The sequence below is a fragment of the Humibacter ginsengisoli genome (assembly GCF_054780095.1).
In genome coordinates this window covers 793949-810454 of sequence record NZ_BAAGWZ010000006.1, presented here as the reverse complement: position 1 = coordinate 810454, position 16506 = coordinate 793949, and the positions used below count along the sequence as shown (strand labels likewise).

Sequence of the window (16506 nt, the reverse complement as noted above, 5' to 3'; positions counted from 1 at the left end):
TGATGCTCGCAGCCGCGCGTCAGAGCGCGATCGTCACCCGTGCCCGGGAACGGGGCACCGTTCGGGTCACGGAGCTCGCCGCCCAGTTCGGGGTGAGCGAGATGACGGTGCGGCGCGATATCGACGTGCTCGTCTCCGGCGGATTGCTGGAGCGCGTGCACGGCGGTGCCACGCTGCCCGGCGGGGGCCTGCGCACCGACGAGCCCGGCTTCGAGTCGAAGATCGTGCGCGAGGAGGGCGAGAAGCTGGCGATCGCTCGGGAGGCGGCATCCCTCGTGCGTGCCGGAAGCGCCATCGGCATCAGCGCTGGCACGACCACGTGGCGACTCGCGTCGCTCTTGGCCGGAGCGCCGCTGGACTGCACCGTCGTGACCAATTCGGTGCAGGTCGCGAGCGCCCTCTATCCACGCGCAGGGAACGGAAAGGGCCACGTCATCCTCACCGGCGGCGAACGTACCCCGTCGGATGCCTTGGTCGGGCCGATCGCGATCTCTGCGCTGCGTCAGCTGCACCTCGACTACCTCTTTCTCGGCGTGCACGGCATGGACGAGCACGAGGGCTTCACCACGCCGAACCTGCTCGAGGCGGAGACCGATCGGGCATTCGTCGCCGCGGCCAGGCGCGTCGTCGTGCTGGCCGACCATACGAAGTGGGGCACCGTCGGCATGTCGACCATCGCGGAGCTCGACGAGGCCGCCGTCGTGATCAGCGACGACGGCCTCAGCAGGCACGCACAGGAGGTGCTCTCGTCGCGCGCGGGCGAGTTGCGCATCGTCACCACCGATGAGAACCGCGCACGTTCGGAGGATGCTTCGTGATCGACCGCCTGTACCTGCGCGCCGCGGGTGTCAGTGTTCTTCTCGACCTGCGCGACGCCGATGTGCGGCTGGTGCACTGGGGTGCCGACCTGGGCGAGCAGGTACCTGACGCGACAGCGCTCGAGCCGTCGGTGCCGCACTCGGCCTCGGACCAGCCGGCGCCGGTGTCCCTCATTCCACAGGCGTCCCGCGGGTGGCGTGGCACACCCGGCGTGACGGGCGACCGCGGTTCGCGCGACTACTCGCTGCGCCTTGTGCTCCAGGATGTCGAGGCAGATGAATCGCGCGCGGTGCTGACTCTGAGCGACGAGGCGGCAGGCATCCGGGTGCGGACCACCCTCGCTCTCGCGCCGTCCGGCCTGCTGCTGATCGACAACGAACTCGAGAACACAGGGGAGGGCGACTTCCGTCTCGCCTCGCTCGACACCTCGCTTCCGGTGCCGGCGCACGCCACCGAGGCGCTCGACCTGACGGGACGCTGGGCGAGGGAGAAGCATCCGCAACGGCGCACCATCGACCAGGGCACGTGGGCGCGCAGCGGCAGGCACGGCCGCACGGGCCACGACTCCACGCTCGTGATCGCGGCCGGCACGCCCGGCTTCAACTGGCGCTCCGGCGAGGTGTGGGCGCTGCACCTCGGCTGGAGCGGAGATCACGCGAGTCGCGTCGAGCGGGCGGGCGACGGGCAGAAGGTGATTGCGGTGGGCGAGCTGCTGCATCCGGGCGAGCTGGTGCTCGCACCTGGGGAGACCTACCGCAGCCCGCGTGCGTTCGCTGCATACTCCGGGCACGGACTCGACGGTGTGAGCGAGCGCTTCCACGAGTGGATGCGGGCGAGGCCCGGGCATCCGTCGTCGCCGCGTCCCGTCGTGCTCAACACCTGGGAAGCCGTCTACTTCAACCACGATCTCGAGGTGCTGAGGCAGCTCGCCGACGCCGCCGCCGAACTCGGTGTCGAGCGCTTCGTGCTCGACGACGGCTGGTTCCTCGGCCGGCGGGACGACTCGGCCGGCCTCGGCGACTGGTTCGTCGATCCGGATGTCTGGCCCCAGGGGCTTACGCCGCTCACCGATCACGTGGTCTCACGTGGCATGCAGTTCGGGCTGTGGGTCGAGCCCGAGATGATCAACGAGGACTCCGAACTCGCGCGGGCGCATCCCGACTGGATCTCCGGTCCTGCCGACCGCCGTTCGCTGCGGTGGCGGCACCAGCAGGTTCTCGATCTGGTGAATCCGGATGCCTGGCAGTACATCTACGACCGCCTTGACGCCCTGCTCAGCGAGTACCCCATCTCGTACCTGAAGTGGGATCAGAACCGCGACCAGCTCGAACTCGGCCACGACGGCCGATCGTCGACGCACGAGCAGACGCTGGCTGCGTACCGCATGTTCGACGCCCTTCGTGCCGCGCACCCGGGTGTCGAGATCGAGAGCTGCTCATCGGGTGGCGCGCGGGTGGACCTCGGGATCCTGGAGCGCACCGACCGGGTGTGGGCATCCGACACCAACGACGCACTCGAGCGCCAGACGATCCAGCGCTGGACCGGCCTGGTGCTGCCGCCGGAGCTTGTCGGTTCCCACGTCGGACCGGGCACGTCGCACACCACGGGGCGCACGCATGCCCTCTCGTTCCGGGCGATCACGGCCTTGTTCGGGCACTTCGGAGTCGAATGGGATGTGCGAGCCCTGACCGATGGCGAGCGCAAGGAACTGGGTGCGGCGATCGCGTTCTACAAGGCCAATCGCGCGCTCCTGCACTCGGGCCGTGCGGTGCGCATCGACCGTCCCGACGAGACGGACAGTGCGTACGGAGTGATCGCGCAGGACGTCTCCGAGGCTCTTGTCGCCTACGTGGCGCTGGCCACGTCGCCTGACGAGGCGCCGGCGAGGCTGCGGATTCCGGGCCTCGACCCGGACCGCCTCTACGAGGTTTCGCCCGGACTTCAGATCGACCGGCACGCGGTAGCACATCGCGCGCTGCCGGCCTGGTTCGACGCCGGTTCGGCCGCGATGAGCGGTCGCGCGCTCGAAGTCCTGGGGCTTGCCATGCCGGGACTGCACCCGGAGCAGGCGATCGTTCTGAAGCTGACTGCGGTGTGACGCTGCGGCGTGACGCCTTGCCGTCTTTCCGTCCACAGGGTTCGGCTTGGGTGGTTATCCACAGTCAAAAGGCCAGGTCAGAGGCGCGTTCGGAATGTCGGTGGTCGGGTTTAGCGTCGAAGACATGAACGGTGAAGGACTGCCGGATGCTGGGCTGGAGGGTCAGCTGTGGTGGGTGGATGTGATCGACGAGTCCTCGCTCGTCGACGAGGTGGAGTCTTCGTTCCGTAACGCGTCCGGGGCTTCCTCGCCTGCGGATCGGTTCGTGTCGTCGGTGGTCACGGTGTCGGGTGAGGCGGCGATCCGGTTCGCTCTGGATGCTGCGGTCGGCTCGCAGACGATGGTGAACATTGAGGCGGCTCGGCAGATGTTCGCGATCCGGGAAGCGTTCCAGTTGGCACGTGAGGATCCGCGGATCTACGTGCCGGTGGGGATCACGGAGCGTGACCCGGAAGCGGATGAGGTGGACTTCGCTCTCCGGTCGGTCGCGTTCGATCTCGCGCACCGGTTGCATGTCAGCGAGAACGTGGTGCGGAACCTGGCGTGGGAAGGTGACGTGCTCACGACGTCGTTGCCGCGGTTACGTGATCTGTTCTGCTCGGGTCGGATCAGCCCGCAGCACGTGCGCGCCGCGGTGGATGCCTGCACCGGCCTCCCGGATGCTGTGCTGGGCACGTACGACGAACGTCTGGCCGGGATCGCCGAACGGGTGACCCCGGGAGTGTTGGGTCGTCGGGCGCGGCTGTTGCGGGAGCGGCTGTGTGCGGACACTCTGGAGCGGCGGCATGAGGAGGCCAGGAAGCGTCGCCGGGTGTGTGTGGAACCGGCCGAGGACGGCATGGGCTGGTTGTCGGTGTACGGGCCGGTGCTTCAGATCGCGCAAGCCGAAGCCCGGCTCACCGCGGAGGCACGCCGGTTGCGTGCCCTGCCCGGTGAGAACCGCACCCTGGACCAGCTGCGTGCCGACCTGACCCTGCAACTGCTCACCACCGGCGGCACCACCTGCGACGGCACCGCCACCTGCGGCGGCGCCGCCACCCGCGACGGCACCGCCACCCGCAGCCACGAGGGCGACGCAACGGGTGTCGCACCGGTGAAGACCGGTGTCCAACCGTTCGTGCTGATCGACGCGGACGGCCGGTTCGCCGAGCTCCTGGGCTATGGTCCGATCCCGCCCAGTGTTGCCGGGAAAGCGTTACGGGACGCACCCTCGTTCCGGAAAGTGCTGGCGGACCCGATCCGGCCGGCACAGTTGAATCTGGACACGAAACGGTACCGGCCGACCCCGGATCAGCGGACCTGGCTGACGTTGAGGTACGGGTTGGACGAGGACGCCGCCCCCTACCTCCCAGTCGGGGTCACCACCGGTGCCGAGATCGACCACGTCATCGAACGACAACACGGCGGACCCACCAACGTGACCAACCTGGCACCGCTGAAACCCCGGCTCCACCGGCTGAAGACCGTGACCAGGATCCGGTTGGACCCGAAACCCGACGGCGGCATCCGCGTCCGCACCCCCACCGGATACGACAGCGACCCACCACCCTTCTAAACGCCTGGCCGTAGTGAGGCTTCAGCTGCAGCCGCTGAGAGCCAGCGCAAGCACAATCGCGTACTCGCGGCATGCTCTGGGAAGACAGGCCAGTACACGACGCCCTATAGCCTGGGTCGGTGCGCAGCAAGGGAAGCCTCGTCATCATCGGGAGTGCGCTCGTCGGAGCCGTGTGCTGGATCCTCCTGGAGCTCGGCAGCGCTTCGGCCGCCCTGTCGTCGGTTCGCCTGGCTCCGCTGATCCGCGTGGTCGTGGTTCCGACTCTGCCGATGGGAATCTGGCAGCGCGGAGCGCCGTGGGGAACCGTGCTGCCAGTTCTCGGTGCGGTGTTGTTCGGTACGTTGCTTGCCTGCGGCTACACCCTGGCCGCCAGGATGCGCAACTGGTCCTCGGCGACTCGGCTGATGAGAGTGATCATCGCCTGGTTCGTGGGTGCCGTCGCGGGCGTGGTGACAGCTGCGGTGTGGGATCTCGCGGCCGTGCTGGCCGAGGCCGAGCAGGAGCCTCTCGGCCTGCAATGGGTCTTCCGCGAGCATCTGCCCGGGTTTCTGGCCAGTGCGATCGTCGGCCTGGTCTGGGGATGGCTCCCCGCGCTCGTGCTGGCCAACTTCGGCAATCCGGTCGGCCGCAGAGTCGCTGCGTGGATGAGCGTCACAGCCGCCGTCATGGCGGTCGCGGCATCCGTCGTCATCGTCAGCGGGCTGCCGGCGTCGACGCGCCAGGACCGGGCCGCGCAAGGGCTGTCGCCCGTGTATCACCCCGTCACCCCGAGCCCGACGCCGCGCCCGCAAGCTCCGTCTCGCGTGGCGCCTACGCCCGTTGCGCCGGCCGCCGGCTGGTGCACGGATGCCGACATCAGCATCAGCGCTTCGGGCACGCAGGGCGCGTTGGGCCACCGCGCCATCACGCTGGTGCTGGTGAACCAGTCCGGCACCTCGTGCGTCGTCGACGGCTACCCCGACATCGCGTTCGCCTCCTCGAACGGCGGCGAGCTGAATGTGCCGGTCGTGCACGGCAGCTCGTACCTGGCACAGGATCCCGGGCCGCACACGGTGACGCTCAGCCCCGGAACGACCGCAAAGGCGACGCTGTCATGGGGTGCAGGCACGCAGGGCGACACCGCGAACTCGATACTCGTCGCTCCCTACGCTGGTGCGATCCGGTCGGCACTCGACACCCAGACGGACATCACCGACGGCAGCAGCGTGTCGATCACCGCGTGGGAGTCCGGAATCGGCCACTGAGCCGTACGGCCGCGAGTAGCTCGATGTTGCACAAGGGAGCGCACGACCGTGCCCGCCTCGTCGGAGCGGGTGAGCAGGATCCTGCGCGCCAGCAGCGTGCGGACGATTCGACCCCGCCGCGACCGCCACGCGACAATGGAGCGGACGCGAGGAGGCGTGATGACCGCAGACCGCTACGAAGAGGGCATCGTCACCGACTTCAGCCGCCGCATGAGCTACTCGTCGTATCTCGGGCTCGAGCAGCTGTTGTCGGCGCAGCATCCGGTGAGCTCTCCGGAGCATCACGACGAGTTGCTGTTCATCGTGCAGCATCAGACGACGGAGCTCTGGTTCAAGCTCGTGCTGCACGAGCTGACGGATGCCTGCAGGCTGCTGCGCGAGAACGAGTTGCAACCGGCGCTGAAGCGCATCGCCAGGGTGAAGCATATTCAGCGCACGTTGACGGACCAGTGGTCGGTGCTCGCCACCCTGACACCCACCGAGTACGCGCAGTTCCGCGGCTTCCTGGGCAACTCGTCAGGATTCCAGTCCTGGCAGTACCGGGCCGTCGAGTTCACGCTCGGCAACAAGGACGCCCGCATGCTGCGGGTGTTCGAGAACGATGCAGCCGCGCACGAGCTGTTGTCGGGCATCCTTCACGAGCCGACTTTGTACGACGAGTTCCTGCGCTACCTGGCCAGAGCAGGCTTCGAGGTGCCCGCATCCGCTCTGGAGCGCGATGTGACGCAGGCGTACCGCATGAACGAGGAGCTCATGCCGGTGATCCGCGATATCTACGATCACGCCGAAGAGCACTGGTCGGAGTACGAGGCATGCGAGGAGCTGGTCGACCTGGAGGAGAACTTCCAGCTGTGGCGGTTCCGGCATCTGAAGACCGTGCAGCGCACCATCGGCATGAAGACCGGAACAGGCGGATCCAGCGGCGTTCCCTTCCTGCAGAAGGCGCTCGACATCGCCTTCTTCCCCGAGCTGTACGCCGTGCGCACGCAGATCGGAGCACCGGCGTGAGCGGCCGATGCTAGATGAGGGCCAGATCGTCGCGTTCGACGCGGCGTGGACCGGATCGTTCCGCGGGCGCACGGCGTACGCACTGCTCGACGGTCTGCTGCAACCGGTCGGGCCGGATGCCCGTGCCGACATCGAGGTGCCCGGCACGCTCTTCCCTCGCCTCACCGACCACCACGTGCACCTGACGCTCGTCGATGCCGAACCGCTGCTCGCCGGCGGCATCACGCACGTCGTCGACCTCGGAGGAGACCCGGCACTGACCGGGCGACTGCGCAGAGACGCCGCGTTCCCCGGATCCACGCTGCCCGACATCCACATCGCCGGCGCCTTCCTCACCTGCCCCGGCGGGTATCCGAAGGGCCGCGACTGGGCGCCCGACCCGGCCGTCGTCGAGCTGCGCGACCCCGACGAGGCTGAGGCGGCGGTACGCACGCAGGCGGCTGCCGGGGCATCCGTCATCAAGGTCGCTCTCAACAGCGACACCGGCCCGGTGCCGACGCCGGAGCTGCTCGTCGCCATCGTCACGGCCGCGCGAGCCGAAGGCGTGCCGGTTGCGGCGCACGTCGAGGGCGAGCGCATGACGGAGCGCGCGCTGGATGCCGGCGTCAACGTGATCGCGCATGCCCCGTTCACCGAACGGCTCGAGCCCGCGCTCATCGCGCGGATGTCCCGCGCAGGCACCGCGGTCATCTCGACCCTCGACATCCACGGCTGGGGCGACCGCACGCCAGCCTTCGAGACTGCGCTCCATAACGTGCGGCACCTCGCGGCCGCCGGCGTGCGCGTGTTGTACGGCACCGACCTCGGAAACGGTCCACTGCCGCTCGGCGTGAACTCGAGGGAGCTGGAAGCGCTCGCCGAAGCGGCACTGGAGCGCGACGCCCTGGTTGCAGGCATCGCGGGCGCGACGCACGCGGATGCGATCGGTCCGCGATTCGCCTGGGTGCCGGGCACCCCGCCGGAGAGCCCGATGGAGACGGCGCACTGGCTGGCGACCGCGCGCGCCACGACGATCGACTACCTGGAGGAGACCCTGCAATGAGCGCCCCCGACCCGTTCCTCGCTTACGCCAGGAGGGCCGACCGAAGTGACGGGCTCGCGCACTTCCGGTCCAGGTTCGTGCCATCGGACGGCCTTGTCGCCTACTTCGACGGAAACTCGCTCGGACGGCCGACCACGGCGAGCGTCGAACGCATCCAGCGGTTCCTCACCCAGGATTGGGCCGGCCGGCTCATCCGGGGCTGGGACGAGGAGTGGATGGAGCTGCCGTTCGCGATCGGCGACCGCATCGGCAGCGTGGCGCTGGGCGCGGCACCCGGCCAGACCGTGATCGGCGACTCGACGACCGTGCTGCTGTACAAGCTGGCCAGGGCCGCGGTGGATGCTCCGCGCAGCTCGGGAAGTCGCACCGAGATCGTGCTCGATACCGACAACTTTCCGACCGACAGATACGTCCTCGATGGGATCGCGGCAGAGCGTGGACTGACGCTGCGCTGGATCGAGGCGGACCCGGTATCCGGCGTCTCCCCGGAGCAGGTCGCCGCCGTCGTGGGGGAGCAGACCGCGCTCGTCGTGCTCAGCCACGTCGCCTACCGCTCCGGGTACCTCGCAGATGCCCGGCGCATCACTCGCATCGCACACGACGCGGGAGCGCTCGTGCTCTGGGACCTGTGCCACTCGGCCGGATCCGTACCGATCGAGCTCGATGCCTGGGAGGTCGACCTCGCCGTCGGCTGCACCTACAAATACTTGAACGGCGGCCCTGGCTCTCCCGCGTTCGCGTACGTGCGCGACGACCTGCAGCGGGTGCTGCAGCAGCCGATCCACGGCTGGATGGGCTCGGCGGATGTCTTCACCATGGGGCCCGAGTACGCTCCCGCCGCCGGCATGCGCCGTTTTCTCAGCGGAACCCCGCCGATCGTCGGCATGCTCGCGATGCAGGACACGCTGGAGATGATCGGGGACAAGGGAATCGAGGCGATCCGTGCCAAGTCGCTCGCGCTGACCGACTTCGCGATCCAGCTGATCGACGAGTGGCTGGTGCCGCTCGGTGCGGCGCTCGCGTCACCGCGGGATGCCGCACGACGCGGAGGCCACGTGACGGTGCAGCATCCGGCGATGCGACAGGTCACCGCCGCACTGCGGGAGCGAGGGGTGATCCCGGACTACCGCGATCCGGGCGGCCTGCGAATCGGGCTGTCGCCGTTGTCGACATCCTTCGAGGAGACCTACAACGGCATGGTCGCGGTACGGGATGCCCTGCGCGCGGAGCTGTTGCCGCCCGCGCTGCGCTGACGGGGGAGCTATTGCCCGTAACGCGGCCGGAGTGCGGCATCCGCTCCATTTAGGATGGAACGCATGTCCGACGGCGCCTCGTTCTACATCACCACGCCCATTTTCTACGTGAATGATGTCCCTCACATCGGGCACGCCTACACCGAGGTCGCTGCGGATGTTCTGGCCCGCTGGCACCGTCAGGCCGGCGACGACACGTGGCTGCTGACCGGCACCGACGAGCACGGACAGAAGATCCTGCGCACCGCGACCGCGAACGGGCTCGAGCCGCGGGAGTGGGCCGACCGGCTCGTGGCATCCGCGTGGAAGCCGCTGCTGGAGACCGTGGACATCGCCAACGACGACTTCATCCGCACCACCGACGAACGGCACGAGGAGGCCGTGACCCGGTTCCTGCAGAAGCTGCACGACGACGGACACATCTACGCCGGCGAATACGAGGGCTACTACTGCGTCGGCTGCGAGGAGTACAAGCAGCGCGACGAGCTCGACGAACCTCTCAGCGGCGAGTACCAGGGTCAGCTGGTGTGCAAGATCCACTCCCGGCCGATCGAGATCCTCAAGGAGAAGAACTACTTCTTCCGCATGAGCGCGTTCGCTCAGCAACTGCTCGACCTCTACGAGTCGCGCCCCGACTTCGTGCAGCCCGAGAGCGTGCGCAACGAGATCGTGCAGTTCGTTCGGCAGGGGCTCAGCGACCTCTCCATCTCGCGCTCCAGCTTCGACTGGGGCATCAAGGTGCCGTGGGATCCGTCGCACGTCGTCTACGTCTGGTTCGACGCACTCCTCAACTACACGACGGCCGTCGGTTACGGCACCGATCAGGAGCTGTTCGACCGGCGCTGGCCGGCCTACCACCTCGTCGGCAAGGACATCGCCCGGTTCCACGCCGTGATCTGGCCGGCCATGCTCATTGCCGCGGGACTCGAGGTGCCGCACAAGGTGTTCGGCCACGGCTGGCTGCTCGTGGGCGGCGAGAAGATGTCGAAGTCCAAGCTGACCGGCATCGCGCCGTCGCAGATCACCGACACGTTCGGGTCGGATGCCTTCCGCTACTACTTCATGCGAGCCATCAGCTTCGGTCAGGACGGCTCGTTCAGCTGGGAAGACCTCTCGGCCCGCTACCAGTCCGAACTCGCCAACGGTTTCGGCAACCTCGCCTCGCGCGTGATCGCCATGCTGCTGCGCTACTTCGGCGGCGAGGTGCCGGCTGCGGTGGAGAGTGCCACGACGGATGCCGACCGTCTGATCCAGCGCACGGTCGCGGATGCCGCCGCGAACGCGGATGCCGCCATCTCGCGTTTCGCGATCCACGACGCGCTCGCCGCGGTCTGGACGATCGTGGACGAGCTGAACGGTTACATCACCGAGCAGGAGCCGTGGTCGCTGGCCAAGGACGACGCGAACCGCGAGCGCCTGCAGACCGTGCTCTACACGGCCGCGGAGGGGCTGCGCGCGCTCGCTGTGCTGCTGTCGCCCGTTGTGCCGAAGGCGACGGGCACGCTGTGGCGGGCGCTCGGTGCGCAGGATGCGCTCGGCGAGGTCACCGCGCAACCGCTTCGCGACGCGGGAAGGTGGGGGCAGCTGCCTGCAGGCATCCGCGTCTCCGCCTTGGAAGCGTTGTTCCCGCGCATCGAGCAGGCAGTGGTCGCGTAGCGGTCATGCCCAGCGACCCGACGTATCCGCCGCTGCCGACACCGCTCGTGGTGCCGGTATACGACAACCACACGCACATCGATCCGTCGGCCCGGCCAGGCCGCATCGCAGACGGCCACGCGCTGGACTACCGCGAGCACCTGGACCGTGCGTCGTCCGTCGGGGTGCGCGGCGTCGTGCAGGTGGGAACAGATGTCGCGTCGTCGATCTGGGCGGCGGAGACCGCCGCGGTCGAGCCGCGCATGCTGGCGGCGGTGGCCATCCACCCGAACGATGCGCCCGAGCTGGGTGCCGCCGGTGAGCTCGACGACGCCCTGGCCGTGATCGACTCGCTTGCCTCGCGTCCACGGGTGCGGGCGATCGGCGAGACGGGTCTCGACTTCTTCCGAACGGATGAGAACGGTCGCGCCGCGCAGTTCCGGTCGTTCGAGGCGCACATCGAGATGGCGAAGCGGCACGACCTGGCCCTGCAGATCCACGACCGGGACGCGCACGACGACGTGATCGCGACTCTGAAGCGGGTCGGGGCGCCAGAACGCGTCGTCTTCCACTGCTTCTCCGGGGACGCCGGGCTGGCCGAGGTCTGCGCCGACAACGGCTGGTATATGTCGTTCGCGGGAACGGTGACCTTCAAGAACGCGCAGAACCTGCGCGACGCGCTGGAGATCGCGCCGCGATCTCTGCTCTTGGTGGAGACGGATGCGCCGTACCTCACGCCGTCGCCGTTCCGCGGGCGTCCGAACGCGCCCTATCTCATTCCGCACACCGTACGCGGAATGGCGGCAGTGACCAGCACCGACGTCTCGCTGCTGGCGGCGCAGCTCGTCTCGAACACGGAACTGGTCTACGGCAAGTGGGACTCGGAACCGGTCGCGGCACCGCCCACGACGCCGATCGGGATCATCGCGTGAACCGGCAATGGCCATGCAACTCCTAGGGCCGGCGGAGATCCGCGACCTCGCCGAGCTGCTCGACGTCACGCCCACGAAGAAGCTCGGGCAGAACTTCGTGATCGACGCCAACACCGTGCGACGCATCGTGCGCGTCGCCGACGTGCAGCCGGACGACGTCGTGATCGAGGTGGGACCGGGGCTCGGGTCGCTGACCCTGGGGCTGCTGGAGGCGCGGGCATCCGTCGTCGCCGTCGAGATCGACGGAAGGCTGGCCCGGCAGCTTCCGGTGACCGTCGAGCAGCTCGCACCTGAGGCATCCGATCGGCTCGACGTCGTGCATCAGGATGCTCTCGCGCTCGACGCAATGGCCGTGAGCGCGCTGCACGCCCCGCCGGTACGACTCGTGGCGAACCTGCCATACAACGTGTCGGTGCCCGTGCTGCTGCACCTTCTGCAGATCGTGCCGACGCTGCAGTCCGGCGTGGTGATGGTGCAGGCCGAGGTGGGGCAGAGGCTGGCCGCCCAGCCCGGTTCGAAGGTGTACGGGTCGCCCAGCGTGAAGGCCGCGTGGTACGGCTCTTGGCGCACGGCGGGGCAGGTTTCCCGGCAGGTGTTCTGGCCGGTGCCCAACGTGGACTCGATCCTCGTCGCGTTCGAGCGGCACGAGCATCCGGGAGACGAGGCGTTGAGGCGGCGGATGTTCGCCATCGTGGATGCCGCGTTCGGCCAGCGCCGCAAGATGCTGCGGCAGTCGCTGTCTGGCGTGTTCGGGGACTCGGCGGCAGCATCAGCCGTGTTGGAGGCGGCCGACCTGGCCCCGACGGCGCGCGGTGAGGAGTTGACGGCCGACCAGTTCGTGGCCCTGGCGCGCGTCGGCGGACCGACACCGTAGGTTGGAACCATGACGTCCGCCAGCCTGGGTCTGCCTGTGCACGCTCGCGCCCCTGGCAAGGTGAACCTCTACCTCGGGGTCGGAGTTGCCGGCGACGACGGGTATCACGAGGTCGCGACCGTCTACCAGGCGGTCTCGCTCTACGAGGATGTGCGGGTCTGGGCGGCCGACGACATCACCCTGAACTTCAGCGGTCCGATCGACTGCTCGGGGTTGCCCACCGACGAACGCAACATCGCCGTGCAGGCCGCGCAGCTCGTGGCCGACGCGGCAGGTGTGCGCACCGGTGTGCGCATCGAGATCGAGAAAAACGTTCCCATCGCCGGCGGCATGGGCGGCGGGTCGGCGGATGCCGCCGCAACCCTGGTCGCGTGCGACACGCTCTGGAACGCCGGGCTTCCGCGCGAGCAGCTGCACGAGCTCGCGGCTCAGCTCGGCGCCGATGTGCCGTTCGCGCTCGCCGGCGGCACGGCGATCGGGTTGGGCCGCGGCGACGAACTGAGCCCCGTGCTCACGCAGGGCCGGTTCGACTGGGTGCTCGTGCTGCCGCGCGGCGAGCTCTCCACTCCTGCCGTCTACCGTGAGCTGGATGCGCATCGCGAACGGCACGCGGGTGAGCTCGGGCCGGTGGCGGAGCATCCGTCGGTGAGCATGGAGCTGTTGCAGGCGCTGCGTGCGGGGGATCCGGCGCTGCTCGCCGAGAACCTTGCCAACGACCTGCAGGCACCGGCGATCCACCTCTCCGATGAGCTCGCCGATGTGCTGGAACTCGGAGAGAACAACGGCGCGCTGGCCGGACTGGTTTCCGGGTCGGGGCCGACGGTCGCGTTCCTCGCCGAGGATCGCGAGTCGGCGATCGATCTGCAGATCGCGCTGAGTGCCGGCCAGCTGCGGGCCGTGCGCGTCTCAGCGCCGGTACACGGTGCCCGAGTGATGCCGCTCGGAGGATGAGCGCGGGCTCTGCTGAGATCGCCTGGCGCGGTCATGATCGTGGCACTCCCGAGTACCGCCGGATCCTGATTGCCCTCGGATTCGCGGGCGTCGCGACCTTCGCCCAGTTGTATTCCCCACAGGGAATACTTCCGCTCGTCGCGCGTGACCTGAACGTCACGGCCGCGCAGTCCGCGCTGCTGATCTCCGCAGCGACGATAGGGCTCGCCGTCGGAGTGCTGCCCTGGTCGTGGCTGGCCACCCGGATCGGATGCCTGCCCTCGATGCGCATCGCGCTGATCGCGGCCGTGCTCCTAGGAGCAGGCGGCGCCGTCTTTCCAGGGTTCGGAGGCATCCTGGTGCTCCGCGTGTTGCAGGGGCTCGCGCTCGGCGGCGTCCCCGCACTGGCGATCACGTACCTGTACGAGGAGTTGCGGCCGGTACACACAGTGGTCGCCGCCGCGACCTACGTGTCTGGCACGACGGTGGGTGGCCTAGTAGGACGGATCCTCGCCGCTCCGTTCGCCGCGTTGTCCGGCTGGCGGGTCGGTGTCGGTGTGGTCGTCCTGCTGTGTGCGGCGGCGACCGTCGGCTTCATGCTGGTCACGCCGCAGCCGCGCGGCGGCCGGCGGTCGAGGGCGACGATCGCGTGGGTGGTCAAGGCTTCGTTTGCGAATCTTCGCTCGCCCGGCATGCTCGTGCTGTTCGCGCAGGCGTTCCTTCTGATGGGCGGCTTCGTCACGGTCTACAACTACCTGGCCTTCCGGCTGGAGCGGCCGCCGTTCGAACTGAATCCGTTCGAGGTCTCGCTGTTGTTCCTCGCCTACCTCGCCGGCACGTATTCCTCGCGGCAGGCCGGTGGGGCGGCACGTCGCTTCGGACGCACCGCTGTGCTGCTGGCATCCGTCACCGTCATGGTGGCGGGTGTGCTTATCACGCTGGCCGGTTCGCTCCCATGGGTGATCGTCGGCCTCGTGATCTTCACCGCCGGATTCTTCGCGGCGCACGCCATCGCCTCCGGATGGGTGGGCAGCCGAGCGACGTTCGGCAGAGCGCAGGCGGCGTCGCTGTACAACCTCTTCTACTACCTCGGGTCGAGCATCGTCGGCTGGTTGGGCGGCTTCGTCTTCGCGGCCGCCGGCTGGGGTGCGACGGTCGGCCTGGTCGCGGGGCTCGCAGTGCTCGCCGCTCTGCTGGCCGGCACTTTCGCACTGCGGAGGCGGTTGCTCAACCGATAGCCTCCGTGAGCTCGAACCAGCGGGTCTCGAGGGCTTCCGCTTCCTGCTCGAGCTCGGCGATGGCATCCGTCTTCGCCGCCAGGCCCGTGTAGTCGGACTGGTCGTGATCGGCGAGCGCGGTGCGTTCGGCGTCGATGCGCTGGGTCAGCTTGCCGAGCCGCCGTTCGATCGACGCCACCTCCTTCTGCGCATCGCGCAGCGCAGCGCCGGTCAGACTGCTCCCGCCGGCCGAGCTTGCCGAAACCGCGCCGTCCGCACTGGCGGAACCCGCCCCAGCACCGGCATCACGCCGCTCCTCGAGCGACCGCAACCGCAGGTATTCGTCCACCCCGCCGGGCAGGTGCCGCAGCCGGTGGTCGAGAATCGCGTACTGCTGGTCGGTGACACGCTCGATGAAGTACCTGTCGTGCGAGACGACGAGCAGCGTTCCCGGCCAGGAGTCGAGCAGGTCCTCGATGGCGGCGAGCATGTCGGTGTCGAGGTCGTTGGTCGGCTCGTCGAGGATGAGCACATTGGGGGCGTCGAGCAGGATGAGCAGCAGCTGCAGCCGCCGCTTCTGGCCACCGGAGAGATCCTTCACCGGCGTCGACAGCTGAGCGGAGGAGAAGCCCAGCCGCTCGAGCATCTGTCCCGGCGTGAGCTCCTGCGCCTTGGATCCACTGCCGATCGTGTACGTGGTGCGCAGCCTGCCGAGCACGACGCGCACCGGGTCGTCGAGGTGCTGGTCGAGCTCGTCCATGCGCTGCGTGAGCGAGGCGACCTTGACGGTCTTGCCGCGCTTGACGCGCCCGCTCGTCGGCTCGACCGTGCCGGCGATCAGGCCGAGCAGCGTCGACTTGCCCGCACCGTTGACCCCGAGGATGCCGGTGCGCTCGCCGGGTGCGATGCGCCACTCCACGCCGTGCAGCACCTCACGGTCGCCCGCGTCGGCCGCTTCTCGTGCCGGATACGACACCGAGGCATCCACGAGGTCCACGACCTCCTTGCCGAGCCTCGCCACGGCGAGAGCCTTCAGCGAGACCGAGTCGCGGATCGGCGGCACATCCTCGATCAGGGTGTTCGCCGCGTCGATGCGGAACTTCGGCTTCGACGTGCGGGCGGGCGCGCCGCGGCGCAACCAGGCGAGTTCCTTGCGCGCCAGATTCTGCCGCTTCGCCTCGGATGCTGCGGCCATCCGGTCGCGCTCGACCCGCTGCAAGATGTAGGCCGCGTATCCGCCCTCGAACGGCTCGACGAGGCGGTCGTGCACCTCCCACGTCGCCGTGGCGACCTCGTCGAGGAACCAGCGGTCGTGCGTGACGACGAGCAGACCGCCAGCGCTGGCCGGCCACCGCCGCTTCAGGTGCTCGGCGAGCCACGTGATCGCCTCGACGTCGAGGTGGTTCGTGGGCTCGTCGAGCGCGAGCACATCCCAGTCGCCCGTGAGCAATGCAGCAAGGGCGACGCGTCGACGCTGGCCTCCGCTCAGGGAGCCGATGACGGCATCCCACTGGATGTCCCGCAGCAGTCCCGCGATCACGTCGCGCACGCGAGCGTCGCCTGCCCACTCGTGCTCCGGCGTGTCGCCGACGACGACGCGTGCGACGGTGTGCGCGTCCTCGAGCACGTCGGCCTGATCGAGCACCCCGATGCGGATGCCTCCGCGCACCGTCACCCGCCCGCTGTCGGGCTGCAGACGGCCGGAAAGCATCGCCAGCAGCGACGACTTGCCGTCGCCGTTGCGGCCGACGATGCCGATGCGGTCGCCCTCGTTCACGCCGAGCGAGACGGAGTCGAAGACGACCTTGGTGGGGAACTCGAGATGCAGGGCCTCGGCCCCGAGAAGATGCGCCATGTCGCCTTCAAAGGTAGGCGAGGCATCCGACCGGTGACGCCCGG

At 68.8% G+C, this 16506-nt stretch carries 13 protein-coding genes; 12 read left to right on the top strand and 1 reads right to left on the bottom strand.

Annotated elements, in window-relative coordinates:
• Window positions 1–2 precede the first annotated feature (2 nt).
• The 12 genes from ACYVI5_RS12080 to ACYVI5_RS12025 all read left to right on the top strand — a co-directional run bounded on the left by ACYVI5_RS12080 (window position 3) and on the right by ACYVI5_RS12025 (window position 14628).
• Window positions 3–818, top strand: coding sequence for a DeoR/GlpR family DNA-binding transcription regulator (locus ACYVI5_RS12080; protein ID WP_460537902.1), 816 nt, complete (start codon window positions 3–5; stop codon window positions 816–818).
• Window positions 818–2917, top strand: coding sequence for an alpha-galactosidase (locus tag ACYVI5_RS12075; RefSeq protein WP_460580600.1), 2100 nt, complete (start codon window positions 818–820; stop codon window positions 2915–2917). The genes ACYVI5_RS12080 and ACYVI5_RS12075 overlap by 1 nt, the downstream gene beginning before the upstream one ends.
• A 124-nt stretch (window positions 2918–3041) precedes the next feature.
• Window positions 3042–4472, top strand: a complete 1431-nt coding sequence (locus ACYVI5_RS12070; RefSeq protein WP_460580374.1) for an HNH endonuclease signature motif containing protein — start codon at window positions 3042–3044, stop codon at window positions 4470–4472.
• 119 nt (window positions 4473–4591) lie between these two features.
• Window positions 4592–5716 (top strand): DUF4232 domain-containing protein, encoded by a 1125-nt coding sequence (locus ACYVI5_RS12065; protein WP_460580373.1) that lies wholly within the window; start codon window positions 4592–4594, stop codon window positions 5714–5716.
• Between the two features lie 159 nt (window positions 5717–5875).
• Window positions 5876–6724, top strand: a complete 849-nt coding sequence (kynA, locus tag ACYVI5_RS12060; RefSeq protein WP_460580372.1) for a tryptophan 2,3-dioxygenase — start codon at window positions 5876–5878, stop codon at window positions 6722–6724.
• A gap of 7 nt (window positions 6725–6731) precedes the next feature.
• A complete protein-coding gene (locus ACYVI5_RS12055) occupies window positions 6732–7766 on the top strand; it encodes an amidohydrolase family protein (RefSeq protein ID WP_460580371.1) in 1035 nt (344 codons plus the stop codon).
• Window positions 7763–9019 (top strand): kynureninase, encoded by a 1257-nt coding sequence (locus tag ACYVI5_RS12050; RefSeq protein ID WP_460580370.1) that lies wholly within the window; start codon window positions 7763–7765, stop codon window positions 9017–9019. Before ACYVI5_RS12055 ends, ACYVI5_RS12050 begins: the two co-directional genes overlap by 4 nt.
• Window positions 9020–9082: 63 nt before the next feature.
• Window positions 9083–10675, top strand: coding sequence for a methionine--tRNA ligase (gene metG / locus ACYVI5_RS12045; RefSeq protein WP_460580369.1), 1593 nt, complete (start codon window positions 9083–9085; stop codon window positions 10673–10675).
• A 5-nt stretch (window positions 10676–10680) separates the two neighbouring features.
• Window positions 10681–11586 carry a TatD family hydrolase gene (locus tag ACYVI5_RS12040; RefSeq protein ID WP_460580368.1) on the top strand — a complete coding sequence of 302 codons (906 nt, stop codon included), beginning with the start codon at window positions 10681–10683 and terminating at the stop codon, window positions 11584–11586.
• 7 nt (window positions 11587–11593) lie between these two features.
• Window positions 11594–12460 (top strand): ribosomal RNA small subunit methyltransferase A, encoded by an 867-nt coding sequence (gene rsmA, locus ACYVI5_RS12035; RefSeq protein ID WP_460580367.1) that lies wholly within the window; start codon window positions 11594–11596, stop codon window positions 12458–12460.
• Window positions 12461–12469: 9 nt separating this feature from the next.
• The gene (locus ACYVI5_RS12030; RefSeq protein ID WP_460580366.1) at window positions 12470–13411 is read left to right on the top strand and encodes a 4-(cytidine 5'-diphospho)-2-C-methyl-D-erythritol kinase; all 942 of its coding nucleotides are present in this window, start codon (window positions 12470–12472) and stop codon (window positions 13409–13411) included.
• Window positions 13408–14628, top strand: a complete 1221-nt coding sequence (locus ACYVI5_RS12025) for an MFS transporter (protein ID WP_460580365.1) — start codon at window positions 13408–13410, stop codon at window positions 14626–14628. The genes ACYVI5_RS12030 and ACYVI5_RS12025 overlap by 4 nt, the downstream gene beginning before the upstream one ends.
• On the opposite strand, the gene ACYVI5_RS12020 is transcribed toward ACYVI5_RS12025, so the two are convergent.
• Entirely contained in the window at window positions 14618–16462 is a 1845-nt protein-coding gene (locus ACYVI5_RS12020) for an ABC-F family ATP-binding cassette domain-containing protein (protein ID WP_460580364.1), read from the bottom strand. The two genes, ACYVI5_RS12025 and ACYVI5_RS12020, sit on opposite strands and share 11 nt — an antisense overlap.
• Window positions 16463–16506: the final 44 nt, after the last annotated feature.

Excerpts from the sequence above, each read along its gene's own strand:
- ACYVI5_RS12080 (WP_460537902.1), top strand. The coding sequence starts at position 3 with ATGCTCGCAGCCGCGCGTCAGAGCGCGATCGTCACCCGTGCCCGGGAA.
- ACYVI5_RS12070 (WP_460580374.1), top strand. The coding sequence starts at position 3,042 with ATGAACGGTGAAGGACTGCCGGATGCTGGGCTGGAGGGTCAGCTGTGG.
- kynA (WP_460580372.1), top strand. The coding sequence starts at position 5,876 with ATGACCGCAGACCGCTACGAAGAGGGCATCGTCACCGACTTCAGCCGC.
- ACYVI5_RS12055 (WP_460580371.1), top strand. The coding sequence starts at position 6,732 with ATGCTAGATGAGGGCCAGATCGTCGCGTTCGACGCGGCGTGGACCGGA.
- ACYVI5_RS12050 (WP_460580370.1), top strand. The coding sequence starts at position 7,763 with ATGAGCGCCCCCGACCCGTTCCTCGCTTACGCCAGGAGGGCCGACCGA.
- metG (WP_460580369.1), top strand. The coding sequence starts at position 9,083 with ATGTCCGACGGCGCCTCGTTCTACATCACCACGCCCATTTTCTACGTG.
- ACYVI5_RS12040 (WP_460580368.1), top strand. The coding sequence starts at position 10,681 with ATGCCCAGCGACCCGACGTATCCGCCGCTGCCGACACCGCTCGTGGTG.
- rsmA (WP_460580367.1), top strand. The coding sequence starts at position 11,594 with ATGGCCATGCAACTCCTAGGGCCGGCGGAGATCCGCGACCTCGCCGAG.
- ACYVI5_RS12030 (WP_460580366.1), top strand. The coding sequence starts at position 12,470 with ATGACGTCCGCCAGCCTGGGTCTGCCTGTGCACGCTCGCGCCCCTGGC.
- ACYVI5_RS12025 (WP_460580365.1), top strand. The coding sequence starts at position 13,408 with ATGAGCGCGGGCTCTGCTGAGATCGCCTGGCGCGGTCATGATCGTGGC.
- ACYVI5_RS12020 (WP_460580364.1), bottom strand. The coding sequence starts at position 16,462 with ATGGCGCATCTTCTCGGGGCCGAGGCCCTGCATCTCGAGTTCCCCACC.